This window comes from Vibrio sp. 10N.261.51.F11, assembly GCF_041471665.1.
In the GTDB taxonomy this organism is placed as follows: domain Bacteria; phylum Pseudomonadota; class Gammaproteobacteria; order Enterobacterales; family Vibrionaceae; genus Vibrio; species Vibrio crassostreae_C.
The window spans coordinates 103,946-116,782 of the sequence record NZ_JBFROW010000014.1; the positions used below are offsets into that span (position 1 = coordinate 103,946).

The 12,837-nt window shown below is 45.3% G+C and carries 11 protein-coding genes; 6 read left to right on the forward strand and 5 right to left on the reverse strand.

What is annotated here, in order from left to right; all coding sequences use genetic code 11:
- The first annotated feature begins 315 nt into the window (after positions 1 to 315).
- The 4 genes from AB4351_RS05415 to AB4351_RS05430 all read left to right on the forward strand — a co-directional run bounded on the left by AB4351_RS05415 (position 316) and on the right by AB4351_RS05430 (position 6,340).
- Positions 316 to 879, forward strand: coding sequence for a DUF4124 domain-containing protein (locus tag AB4351_RS05415; RefSeq protein WP_372125317.1), 564 nt, complete (start codon positions 316 to 318; stop codon positions 877 to 879).
- A 168-nt stretch (positions 880 to 1,047) separates the two neighbouring features.
- Positions 1,048 to 2,124: a nitrogen regulation protein NR(II) gene (gene glnL / locus AB4351_RS05420; RefSeq protein WP_019826501.1), complete on the forward strand. Its 1,077-nt coding sequence runs from the start codon at positions 1,048 to 1,050 to the stop codon at positions 2,122 to 2,124.
- A gap of 121 nt (positions 2,125 to 2,245) precedes the next feature.
- Positions 2,246 to 3,649, forward strand: coding sequence for a nitrogen regulation protein NR(I) (gene glnG, locus AB4351_RS05425; protein ID WP_017059224.1), 1,404 nt, complete (start codon positions 2,246 to 2,248; stop codon positions 3,647 to 3,649).
- A 108-nt stretch (positions 3,650 to 3,757) separates the two neighbouring features.
- Complete coding sequence (locus tag AB4351_RS05430) at positions 3,758 to 6,340, forward strand: EAL domain-containing protein (protein ID WP_372125319.1); 2,583 nt, start codon at positions 3,758 to 3,760, stop codon at positions 6,338 to 6,340.
- 83 nt (positions 6,341 to 6,423) lie between these two features.
- On the opposite strand, the gene hemN is transcribed toward AB4351_RS05430, so the two are convergent.
- From hemN to AB4351_RS05455, 5 genes are all read right to left on the reverse strand, one after another.
- The gene (hemN, locus tag AB4351_RS05435) at positions 6,424 to 7,815 is read right to left on the reverse strand and encodes an oxygen-independent coproporphyrinogen III oxidase (protein ID WP_017070103.1); all 1,392 of its coding nucleotides are present in this window, start codon (positions 7,813 to 7,815) and stop codon (positions 6,424 to 6,426) included.
- Positions 7,816 to 8,099: 284 nt separating this feature from the next.
- Complete coding sequence (locus tag AB4351_RS05440; RefSeq protein ID WP_017060164.1) at positions 8,100 to 8,588, reverse strand: DUF2489 domain-containing protein; 489 nt, start codon at positions 8,586 to 8,588, stop codon at positions 8,100 to 8,102.
- 6 nt (positions 8,589 to 8,594) lie between these two features.
- Positions 8,595 to 9,152 carry a Der GTPase-activating protein YihI gene (gene yihI, locus AB4351_RS05445; RefSeq protein ID WP_017060163.1) on the reverse strand — a complete coding sequence of 186 codons (558 nt, stop codon included), beginning with the start codon at positions 9,150 to 9,152 and terminating at the stop codon, positions 8,595 to 8,597.
- Positions 9,152 to 9,790, reverse strand: coding sequence for a class I SAM-dependent methyltransferase (locus tag AB4351_RS05450; protein ID WP_010433503.1), 639 nt, complete (start codon positions 9,788 to 9,790; stop codon positions 9,152 to 9,154). The genes yihI and AB4351_RS05450 overlap by 1 nt, the downstream gene beginning before the upstream one ends.
- Before the next feature lie 557 nt (positions 9,791 to 10,347).
- Positions 10,348 to 10,965 carry a cytochrome c gene (locus AB4351_RS05455; protein ID WP_012602993.1) on the reverse strand — a complete coding sequence of 206 codons (618 nt, stop codon included), beginning with the start codon at positions 10,963 to 10,965 and terminating at the stop codon, positions 10,348 to 10,350.
- Between the two features lie 148 nt (positions 10,966 to 11,113).
- Here AB4351_RS05455 and yihA point away from each other — a divergent pair, with 148 nt between their 5' ends.
- Together yihA and AB4351_RS05465 are read left to right on the forward strand one after the other, a co-directional pair.
- Positions 11,114 to 11,773, forward strand: coding sequence for a ribosome biogenesis GTP-binding protein YihA/YsxC (yihA, locus tag AB4351_RS05460; protein ID WP_017060162.1), 660 nt, complete (start codon positions 11,114 to 11,116; stop codon positions 11,771 to 11,773).
- Positions 11,774 to 11,991: 218 nt separating this feature from the next.
- Positions 11,992 to 12,591 carry a GTP-binding protein gene (locus tag AB4351_RS05465; protein WP_017060161.1) on the forward strand — a complete coding sequence of 200 codons (600 nt, stop codon included), beginning with the start codon at positions 11,992 to 11,994 and terminating at the stop codon, positions 12,589 to 12,591.
- The last annotated feature ends 246 nt before the right edge of the window (positions 12,592 to 12,837 follow it).

Below are 12,837 nucleotides of genomic sequence, written 5' to 3' on the forward strand. Positions count from 1 at the left end.
GGGCCTTTTTTATATTCTCCCTCCCCCCGCTTCCTCGTACCATACTAGATACCAATCGTAGTAAATAACTACTCAGCCTAGCTTGTTAAAACACTCGATAACATCGTTAGGTTTTTTGATTGTAGAATAACTACTTATCGAAACTATTTTTGCCGAGCAGGGCTGCCTCGTTCTCAAGCCTTTTTCCTGCGCTATTTCTGAGCATTAACTTACTGTGATTGGCATTTAACAAAAGCCCTCAGAGGCTGTCGCGCTAAATACAATAAAACCAACGCCAAACGTGAAATCACCTAGCGGTGAAAAGAGGCTAAAGATATGAAAAACATACTGTTCCTAATCGGGTTAACAGTCGCGCTCTCGTGCTCTGCTCAAACTGTGTATACCTGGGTAGATGAAGATGGCGTGCTCCACTTTAGTGATAACCCTAGCGCTCAAGATGCCGAGGCTTTTCGCCTGCCAGATGTGCAAGCTTCAGCACCCGCCCCTAAATTTGAGGCCTCGACTCCGGTTGATGCCGCAGCTTCCTCTACAACTAAAACGCCAGCTAAAACCCAGGCAGAAACCGAAACCACAGAGCGCGAGGTTCCCACTCAATTAACCCTCACCATGCTGACTCCAGTTCATGATCAAACCATTCGCAACAACCGCGGCTTAATCCCGATTCAGATAGAGCTCAACCGAAAGCTTGGTATAGGTGAGCAATTACAATTGATGCTTGATGGCCGTCGTTATGGCGCCCCACAGACCCAACCTATGTGGGAATTAAAAGGTATCGATCGAGGTACTCACACCATTGCAATTCAATCACATAGAAGCGGCAAGCTTATTGCATCTACTAGTCCAGTCACCGTGTATTTACATCGAGCGACGCTCAAGTAGGCCAATGTGTTAAAAGAGGCCAAATAACCTCTACTTTTCACCTAATCGAAGCAGCTTTCAGCGACTCTAATGAATTATCTTTAGCTTCTGGTTGATATGCGCCATACTTGAACTTAGCTACGCACCAATTTGGTGCAGTGAGAAAAACACCAGTTCAAGGACGAAATAGTGAATCGATCAGCCAAAAGCGACAGCATAGATACACACCATCTTTCCAGCGCCATTCTCGACAATATGGTGACTTCGACATTGATGCTCGATGAGCAATTGTATGTCCGATACGCAAATCCGGCGGCTGAGCAGCTCTTTTCACAGAGCGCACGACGCATCGTTGATCATCCACTGAGCCAACTTATCCAACACGCTTCACTTGATTTGGCGCTTCTGACGCAACCGCTACAAAGTGGCCAGAGCATTACCGACAGTGACGTTACCTTCGTTGTTGATAACCGCCCACTGATGCTTGAAGTCACGGTTAGCCCAATATCTTGGCAGCGAGAGACGCTGTTATTGGTTGAGATGCGCAAGATAGACCAGCAAAGACGCCTTAGCCAAGAGCTCAACCAACATGCACAACAACAAGCGGCTAAGTTGCTGGTACGCGGGTTAGCACATGAGATCAAAAATCCACTCGGTGGCTTAAGAGGTGCGGCGCAGTTACTTGGGAAAATGCTTCCTGATCAGTCTCTTAATGAATATACGCAGATCATTATTGAGCAAGCCGACCGCTTAAGAGCATTAGTCGACCGTCTGCTTGGCCCACAGAAGCCGGGGACTAAATCAGAAGAGAACCTTCACCAGATACTTGAGAAAGTCAGGCAGCTCGTAGAGCTCGAATCGGGTTCAACGCTCGCCATCGAAAGGGATTACGACCCGAGCCTACCGGACATCTTGATGGATTCGGCACAGGTTGAACAAGCGATGCTCAATATCGTGAGCAATGCAGCGCAGATTCTAAAGACTCAAGATTCTGGCAAAATCACCATTCGCACCAGAACGGTGCATCAAGCAAATATTCACGGGCAGCGACACAAACTCGCAGCTCGTATTGAGATCAGCGATAACGGTCCGGGCATCCCCGATGATTTAAAAGACACGCTGTTTTACCCAATGGTCAGCGGACGAGAAGGTGGAACAGGGCTGGGGCTATCGATTTCTCAAAACCTGATCGATCAACACAATGGGAAAATTGATGTTGAAAGCTGGCCAGGCAACACCACATTCACGATTTATCTACCGATTTAGGTCATAAGAACCTCGCTATTGGACAGCGAGATGAAAAGCTTAGCTCGGTAACACAAAGATTAAGACATCATAAAAACAACAATGATTATCACAATAGATTTGGCTGCAAAGGAATTGAATTATGAGTAAGGGATACGTTTGGGTCGTCGATGACGACAGCTCTATCCGCTGGGTAGTAGAGAAAACACTTTCATCTGCGGATATTAAGTGTGAAACATTTGCTGATGCTGAGAGCGTGTTGCTTGCGCTTGAGCGCGAGACACCGGACGTATTGGTGTCTGACATTCGCATGCCCGGCATTGACGGGATTGAGCTGTTGCATCAGGTTCATCAACGCTCTCCCGACCTGCCCGTGATCATTATGACCGCGCACTCAGACCTTGATGCGGCGGTGAATGCTTATCAAAAAGGCGCCTTTGAATATCTTCCAAAGCCGTTCGATATTGATGAAACACTGACTCTAGTCGAACGAGCGATCGCGCACAGCCAAGAGCAGAAACGCGAACAAGCCAGTGAGGTCGCTGAAGACACCAACGCGCCAGAAATCATCGGTGAAGCACCGGCAATGCAGGAGGTTTTCCGAGCGATTGGCCGTTTGTCTCGCTCATCCATATCCGTGCTGATCAATGGTGAATCGGGTACCGGTAAAGAATTGGTCGCTCACGCTCTGCATCGTCACAGCCCAAGAGCTAAGAAGCCCTTCATTGCCTTGAACATGGCAGCAATCCCCAAAGATCTGATCGAGTCTGAACTGTTTGGCCACGAAAAAGGTGCCTTTACCGGTGCTAACAGCGTTCGCCAAGGACGCTTTGAACAAGCCAACGGCGGCACGCTTTTTCTTGATGAAATCGGCGACATGCCACTCGATATTCAGACTCGCTTACTACGTGTACTTTCTGATGGCCAATTTTATCGTGTGGGTGGACACTCTGCGGTTAAGGTTGACGTTCGTATCGTTGCCGCAACCCACCAAGATCTTGAGCGCTTAGTGCATGAAGGCGACTTCCGTGAAGACCTTTTCCACCGACTCAACGTTATCCGAATCCATATCCCGGCACTTCGCGAACGTAAACAAGACATTGAAAAGCTGACTCATCACTTCCTAGCATCCGCCGCCGAAGAGCTCGGTGTTGAAGTGAAGACACTGCATCCTGAGACCATTTTGAAGCTCAACCAGCTCAATTGGCCGGGTAACGTGCGTCAGCTTGAAAACATTTGTCGTTGGCTTACCGTGATGGCCAGCGGCAGCGAAATTCTTCCTTCAGACCTGCCACCAGAGCTGCTAGAAGAAAAAGTGGTGACCACCTCAGGAACTGGAGATAACTGGCAACAACTGCTCGCTAATTGGGCAAAGTGTGCGCTTGATTCAGGAGAAAAAGAGCTGCTAACTTATGCTCTGCCAGAATTTGAACGTATACTGCTAGAAGCTGCACTCCACCACACTAATGGTCATAAACAGGATGCAGCTAAGGTTTTGGGATGGGGAAGAAACACCCTAACTCGTAAACTCAAAGAACTGTACTAGACCTTATATGATTCTCGATGCAGCTACTTTTTAACCAAAAAAGTGTCGCTTGGTTTGAATAGTGTCGGTACAATTACAGTGCGCTATTCACCAAAGTTGTAGCTAAAGATGTCTTTGAAAACACAAATTACTTTGAGAACCGCAGTGGTTCTGCCATTCGTGATGATTTTTCTGTTCACTATGGGTGTAATGGTTTTCACTCAAAAGCTAAGCTACAAAGAGATGGTGAGTGATGTTAGTGCACGCCAGCTGACATCACTGACTGACAATGTTCATCAAAGCCTGTCTAATTTTTTAGAAAAGCCATTTCACGCCAACCTCTCGCTCAGCCATAACATCGGCTACCACCATCTTTATCAAGCAGGCAATCTTAGTAAGGTCCAAGGCTATATTTTTTATACGTTTTCAGACCATTACACTGCTGTACCTCAACTCGATGCGATCGGCTTTGGTTCTGAAGATGGTAACTACGTCGGTTTCCGCAAAGAAGCCAACAAAGGCTACACCTTGATGGTGCAAGACGAACGCACCAATGATCAGCTGGTCATTTACCGTGGCAGCAAAATTAGTGAAGACATTCGATCGGTGATTTCAGGTTACGATCCTAGAATCCGTCCTTGGTACACACCCATTGCGACACAGAAAAAACCGTTATGGTCACCAATTTATGCCAATGCTGACGAACGTCAAGAAATCACCTTATCTGCTCTAGCGCCTATCTATGATGATAATGAATTCAAAGCCGTCGTAGTCAGCGACATCAAAATCAATACCTTCAATGCGTTTCTCAGAAAGCTCAAAGATAGAACGGATGCCTCTGTTTACATCATCGATAAGCAGCAACGCTTGGTCGCGCACTCAGGCGGAGGCAGTGTCGTTTCATGGGGCACAGGACAAACCAACAAAGGGCAACGCAAACTAGCAACAGAGAGTGCTAATCCAGTCATACGTGAGAGTGCTAGCTACGTAGAGCAATTCCACCTAATCGAGAATTTGGGCGAGCAGCGCTTTAGTTTTAGCCTAGACAACGAACGCTACTTCAACCAAATCACCCCATACGAAGATGAGCACGGGCTCACGTGGTTTATTGGGGTGTCGATCCCTGAAAGCAATCTGCTCGGTGAATTGCCAGAAAATCAAAGAAACAGTTGGTTGCTTGGGCTAGCACTGAGCTGCATTGGGGTCATTGCAGGATTAATTGCCTTTAATCGCGCAACCCAACCCATCACCTCGACAGCGGATGCGGCAAAACGCCTTGCTAAGGGCGATTGGGACGCGAGCATGCCAAAAACAGGGCATATATATGAAACCAGCATGTTGGTCGAGTCATTCAATGAAATGACCAACAACTTAAAGGCTTCGTTTCATGCATTACAGTCTCAACTTACCTATGACTCATTAACCAAGCTATACAGCCGTGAAGGCTTTATTGACGCTGCCAAGAAACACCCCGACAACGAAAAAGGCACACTGTATTTGATTGGTATTGATCGCTTCCGAGACATCAATGACAGCCTAGGTCATTACAATGGCGACCAGCTACTTATCATTGCGGCCGCTCGTTTAAGAGGCACACTGCCATCCGAATACCTACTAGCTCGCACTGGTGGTGATGAGTTTGCCATCTACGCGCCAAACGTAACGCAAAGCGATGATGTTCAGCTGCTGACTAACCGCTTACTTCAAACCTTCGCTTCCCCATTTTCAATAGAATCGGAAAGCGTGGTGATTAAGGTATCGATGGGGATAGTGAATGTCTCGAATCTTCACGACATTACACTCCTGCTACGCAGCAGCAGCATTGCATTGAGCAATGCGAAACAAGACAAAACCAGTGTCTGTATTTATAGCCTTGAAATGGGCAAAGCATCGAGACATCGCACCAAGATGTTAGCGCGGATGAACCGAGCGATTGAGCTTCAACAGTTCGAACCGTTTTATCAGCCTATTATTGATCTGGAATCTGGCTCGACCATAGGAGCAGAAGCTTTAGCTCGCTGGATAACGGATGAAGGGGTGATCTCGCCACTCGAGTTCATTCCTCTCGCGGAAGAGAGCGGGCTCATTGACGATATCGGCAAGCAAATTCTACATAAGTCGTGTCGAGATACTGCCATCGCGATTGAATCAGGAAAGTGGAGCAAGGACTTCTCTATTCACGTTAACCTGTCGGTCGATCAACTGAGTGAAAGTGGCTTTGTGGAACAAGTAAAAGGCACGTTGCGAGACACAAATCTGCCAGCAAGCAACCTGACACTAGAGATCACCGAATCACGCATCGTCGACAACGACCCGACCATCATCGATAACATGCTGACTCTAAAAGCACTAGGGATATCAATTGCGATTGATGACTTTGGTACCGGCTATTCGTCACTGGCTTACTTACACAAACTGCCATTCGACTGCCTTAAGATCGACCGCAGCTTTGTCAGCAAACTTGATAAAGAGAACCTAGATAGCTCCATCGTCGCGGCCATCGTTAACATCACTAAGGGCTTCAAAGTAAGCTTGGTGGCAGAGGGCGTTGAAACACAGCAACAGGCTGAACTTCTCAAGCAGCTGCAGTGCCCGCTTGCTCAAGGCTTCTTATACAGTCGCCCAGTTCCGTTTGACCAATGGCCTACCGACCTCATCAACTCCAAGCAAAGTGCCAAGGTCAAACAAAATACCACTGAGAGTCTCACCTAAACCAGGCAGAAATCGAATGAGTCAGATACAAAAATGCCAGCATGATGCTGGCATTTTTTATTGTTCTATTCTCTATCGAGCGATTAGATAACGCGAGAGAATTGCTGTTGGCGAGCCTTGGCACGTAGGTATTTATCAAAACACATACAGATGTTACGGATCAGCAAGCGGCCACGTAGAGTAACGCGGATTTCTTTGTCATCGACTTCAACCAAATCATCGTTGATGAAGGTTTGTAGAAGCTCTAAATCTTCTTTGAAGTAGCGATTAAAGTTAACCGAGAACTCAGATTCGATCATTGTTTTATCAAGCTTGAAGTTACAAATCAGCTGCTTGATCACTTCACGACGTAGAAGGTCGTCACTGTCTAGAGCAACACCTTTCCAAAGTGCATGACGCAGGTCATTCACCTGAGCGTAGTACTTCTTCAGCTCTTTCTGATTTTGTGCGTAAGCATCACCAACCATAGAAATCGCAGAAACACCGAAACCAATTAAGTCAGCTTCACCTTGGGTGGTGTAGCCTTGGAAGTTACGATGCAGAATACCTTCACGCTGTGCTACGGCTAGCTCATCTTCAGGTAGTGCGAAGTGATCCATACCAATGAACTGGTAACCCGCTCCCGTTAGCGTCTCGATGGTATCTTGCAAGATAGCCATTTTCTCTTTCGCTTCAGGTAGATCTTCGTCTTTAATCTTACGCTGCGCCGCAAACAGCTGAGGCATGTGTGCGTAGTTAAATACCGATAAACGGCCCGGCTTCATTTCTAACACTTGCTTCAATGTTTCAGCGAACAAAGCTTGAGTCTGCTTTGGTAGGCCGTAGATCAAATCCAGGTTAGTTGAACGGAAGCCTAGCTCTTTCGCTCGTTTAACCATCGCAATGATGAACTCTTCATCTTGCTCACGGTTAACCAGTTTCTGCACTTCTTTATTGAAGTCTTGCACGCCAATGCTCAGGCGGTTGAAGCCTTCGTTACGCAGGTGGTCAAGTACGTCTAGCTCAATCTCACGCGGGTCAACTTCAATACTGATTTCAGCGTCAGCGGTGAAGTTAAACTCTTCACGCAAAATACTCATCAAACGAGTGATTTGTGTTTTGGTCAAGAACGTTGGCGTACCACCACCGAAGTGCAATTGCGTCACTTCACGGCCATTCAATAAAGAGGCGCGTTGGCGGATTTCATGTTCAATCACATCAAGGTACTCATCCGCTTTATGCGAGTGACGAGTAATGACTTTATTACAACCACAGTAGTAACAAAGCTTATGGCAGAACGGGATATGCACGTAAAGAGAGAGTGGACGCTCAGGATATTGAGTACACGCCATGTCGTAATCAGCGACGGTAAACGCTTCATGAAACTCCAACGCAGTTGGGTATGAGGTGTAACGAGGTCCCGAATAGTTGTACTTGTTTAAGATCTCTTGATCCCAAACGATTTGCTGATTCGTTGTTACTGGCTTGCTCGACATAGCGGTATTTCCAATTTAGATCCGCGAGAACCTAAGGTCTCTCAAATCATTTTACATACATTAAAATATAGACGGGTTATTTTGCCACACGACCTGTAAGGTCGTTCCAAGACAAAATCAATTTTTTAGACAAAAACTCAGAACTGCTAGCTTGATCACTAACAAAGCGTCGGGATTAACGAGACGCAAAAGGTAAGACGGCTCATTTAACACTATCTATAAAGATAAGGTGTCTCAAGAACACCCTGTATTAAACAAGCCTCTATTTTAAATAGTCTTAGCGACTAGATCATCTGAATGTTGATTTGGTTGTTGAGAGGTTTAACCTTCTCTTGCAACCTTTTCAGATCTTCAATGACCGCATCATTCAAGCGAGTCTCTGCCTTATGGCGCGTGAGATTCTGCTGCATGCGCTCTTTCTTCGTCAGTTCCTGTCTTGCCTCTCCGCGAGCCATATCTTTTACGATATGGTACAGCTCAGAAAGAGCAGGATACTCAGAATCAAAATCGACACGCTCATCACCCTGAACATTATCCATAATGATACACACTCGGATACTGATCTCAGGTAAGTCACATTGCCCTTGAATGCCCGCTAAGCACAAAGTATTTACGTTTTCGTAAATCGTCGCGTTGCGTTTTTCAATGGCTAGTGCTTGATGCTGCTTTTGCAACTCCGTCTGCTTCTTCACTTGAAGTAGAAGGTAACCTGCGTAAGAGCCCAAGCCGAGAATGATAATTCCACCAGCAATTGCTAATAAGGTTACGTTCATTGGCTATTAACCTTTAAAGCTGTCTAAATCGAAATCTTCGAATTGAGATAGCAAGTCTTCGTCAGAGCTCGCTTTCTTCTTAGAGGCAACCGGTGCTTCTTCGAAGATCTCTTCTTCATCGTCTTCTGGCTCTAGTAGACCTAAGCGGCCCATTAGGTGTTCGATACGATCAAGTTTCTCATCAACAAACTTCTGTAGACCAGCACCTAGGTTTTCACCATTTTCGATACGATCTAGGAGTGTGTTCAGTTGAGCGTCATTCTCAAGCATCTCTAACTCTTGTTCGTTAGATAGCTTGCGCTCTTGTTTAGTCGGCTTCTTCGCTGGTTCAACGATCAGCGGAATTTTTTTCTTGCTGCCTAAACGTGGATCACGAGCTTGTGCAGCTTTACGCTGTTTTGCTTCGCTACCATCTGAGTGACGGCTGCCAGACTTAAGGCCTTTACGCTTTTTAACACGCTTACGTTCACGACCTTCAACATCAGATTCACTACGGTTACGAGTAACCATAGGCTCCGGAGCGCCAAGTGCTCCCGGCTTTCTTGATTTCTTACTACGACCCATTACTGCACTTTCCTCAGTAAAATTACATCATTTCCAAAAAATTCTAGTTCGAGCTTATCCCGCTCTGCCAAAAACTGGAATGTTTGACGACTAAAGAAGACGACATGTGTCGGGTCATTCTTGTAGTGCCAACCAGCAAACGCGTCTACGTCTATTACTAGTTTAGTCATAAGACCAATCCAGCCCTTGGGTTTAACTAAATTCAACCATTGCTGCCACACTTTGTCTGGGTGATAAAGATGCTCTATCACCTCCGTGGCAGTCATAAAGTCATACGTTTTTTCCAACACAGAGGGTTCTGGGTGGTAATAGATATCGTACAACTCCATGGTGTGTCCGGCTTCTTCTAACATAATAGATAGCGTAGGGCCTGGGCCACAACCAAAATCCAACCCGTGTGAGTTAGATGAAATTTTGTCTGTTAGTGGATCCGCGATGCGAGATAAAAAGCGGCGATAGCCTGCATCACTAGGATCGTTCTCATGGAGATCATAGTGTGCTTTTTCTTCTTTTGCTTCTAACCTTTGTTCAGGTTTAACAAATACCAGTTCACATTGCTGACACTGCAGATAGGCTCTGCGTTTGTCTTCAAAATAGTGATTCACGCCTTGGTGATGGCATAAGGGACAAGTATACATAGCACATCCTTAAACAGGGATGCGAAACATACCAGAAACTGAGTTTATAGTGGAGAGGTATTGGGTGTTTTTTCATCAAATCAATAAAAAAAGCGATAGGAAAACCTATCGCTCTCTAAATCTGCCTATATCGGCCAAAATTTGCATACTCAACTTGGTACACAAATCTCCATTTGTTATTGGTGCTTTCCATGCCAAATTTGTTTGTTGTTCATCGTCCTGATGAGTTTTGGCTATCCTTTTCTAACACCTTGTTGCTGGGCTGTCCTAGCCTGATCCATTTCTGTCTATACCGTTAGACTAGATGATCATCCATATCTAAGTCAGCTCCTAGCTGATGGCGGTTACTTTACCGTGTTACAAAAAGACTACAAGAGTGCGACTTCACACTTTTGTACACAAATCGATCACACATTGATAAATCAGACATAAACACAAAACGCATTAATAAAACCAATACAAAAGAAAACGCCCCGACCATTACTGATCGGGGCGTCTCTTCAATCTCGCTCGAACGTACATTCCTTTACTCTGGCTAAGAGCAAGAAACCGACAAATTAGTGTAAACCACCAACGTACTTCGATAAGGTATCAATATCAGCGTCTGTTAACTTTTTAGCTACATCACGCATCATCGCATTCATGTCGTTATTACGGTCACCATCGCGGAATTTTTCAAGTTGAGCCTTGATGTAATCTGCGTGCTGACCTGAAATCTTAGGGAAACCAGAAAGTTCGGTACCATTACCACGAGGGCCATGACAAGCAATACACGCCGTTACGCCGCGTTCTGCGTTACCCGCTGTGTAAAGAACCTTACCTTCATCTACTACATTTTCAGGAGTAGAGTTACTAGAGATAGGTAGAGAGGCGTAGTATGCCGCTAGGTCAGCCATATCTTCTTCAGATAAAGGCATCGCCATTGCACCCATTACAGGTTCGTAACGACCTTGCTTACCACCACTTGTCATACCTAGCTTAAGCTCTTTTAACTGCTTCTCTAGATACTTCTCATGTTGACCAGCCAGCTTAGGGTACTGAGTGATCAGGCTGTTGCCGTCAGCACCGTGGCAGGCAACACATGTTTGTGATTTGGCTTTACCAGCTTCAATACTACCTTGAGCCCATACTGAGCAGCTGGCTAAAAGACTCAAAATTAGCGCTAATTTCTTCATGACATTCCATTATAATTATCAAGCTTCCAGTACCACTCTATGTTGCCACTCATGGTACAATAGGCGACCTTATGCCGAGCACGGTTATTTTACACAAATTCACAAAAAAGTAATCAATCGACTACACAAAGTCGAGATGGAGTTAACAGTGAGCGTAAAAATTCATTATCAAAACACGCATTTCATTACCAGTGCACCTGATATTCGTCATTTACCAGAAGACGAAGGGATCGAAATTGCGTTTGCAGGACGCTCCAATGCTGGTAAATCTAGCGCGCTAAATCGCGTTACAAACCAAAAAAGCTTGGCGAAAACCAGTAAAACACCCGGTCGAACTCAGCTAATCAACCTATTTAAGGTAACGGACGGTTGTCATATCGTCGATTTACCTGGATATGGCTTTGCTCAAGTACCACTTGAGATGAAGAAAAAATGGCAGAAGTCGCTAGGTGAATACCTACAACGACGTGAAAGCCTGAAAGGTTTAGTGGTATTGATGGATATCCGTCACCCAATGAAAGACCTTGACCAACAAATGATCTACTGGGCTATCGATAGCCGCATCCCAGTACAGGTTTTGTTAACAAAAGCAGACAAACTGAAAAGTGGTGCGCGTAAAGCACAGCTACTGAAAATCCGTAACGATGCAAAATCTTTCGGTGGTGATGTTGCGGTTGATGTCTTCTCTTCAATGAAGGGCATCGGCGTTGACCAACTGCGTGCCAAGATGGATGAGTGGTTTGCGCCTGCGCTTGCTGATCAAATCATTGATGAGTTAGCAGACGAAGAGCACAACGACTCAGAGTAGTTCCTCTACTTATCGCTATAGGTTAGAGCACTTACAACACGTGATTTAGCCTTATCAATGCCCCTCCTTATATAGGTGGGGTATTTTTTTGCCCAAAAATGAGTGAGTTAAGCATAAGTTTTTAGTGTTAAAAATCGGATTTAGCCACTAAAACCAATAGAAGTGAACCATACTAAAAGACACATCTAAATAATCAGAACAATGAGAAAGGAATACTCATGTGGAAAACACCATTGGCCATCATTGCACTTATGTTGGTCTCACTGACAGGGTTTGCCTCTGAAGCAGAACAAGAACAAGCCCCACTGATCAATGTCGATATGACCTTAGACCTCGATGGCATGGAAAAGTACGCCCAAGACGCGAGTGAGTCTCTTGAGGTGATATCGCAATCTTTGCAGGCGATAGTCAACAACCCCAACCTAAGCGACGACCAGCAACAAGCCCTCAATCAAACCGTTGAAAGTATCAATAAGCTTGCGAGCTCCACCAAGACATCACTCAATCAACTGCCACAAGCCTTAGACCAATCTCGACTCGCCTTTAAACAAACCAGTCAAATGCTGTTGGATGACATTCAGACCAAGATCATCATTGCGCTGGCGGCCGTTATCGCTGTCATTATTATCGCTTTGACCGCTATCTATCTGCTTATCCTGAAACCAATGCAGCAAACCTTGGTAAAAGCGACCAACAATATCTCTTCAATGGCGCAATCCATCCAGATCACCGCCGAAGCTCTGAAATATAGCACCGAGAAACAACAGAAAATCATGGATTACATTGAGCATTCACCGACTCAATACACTGATAAATAAGGCGTGATCCATCAATCCTTTATCGATAACTTGTAAAATAAAAGTTATTTCAAGTGATAAAACAATCGACTTAGAGACGGATTTAAATTACCAAAAGCTGATCGAATTTCAGATCTAAGGCAAATCAGGGGTTTATCACTATGCTTGAGAAAGTGTAATAAAAGGCACTAAAAATGAGAGGTTTTACGGGGGAATGATAGGTTGGAAATATTTTTCTTTCGCACAAGAAAAAACGCCCCAGTCAAA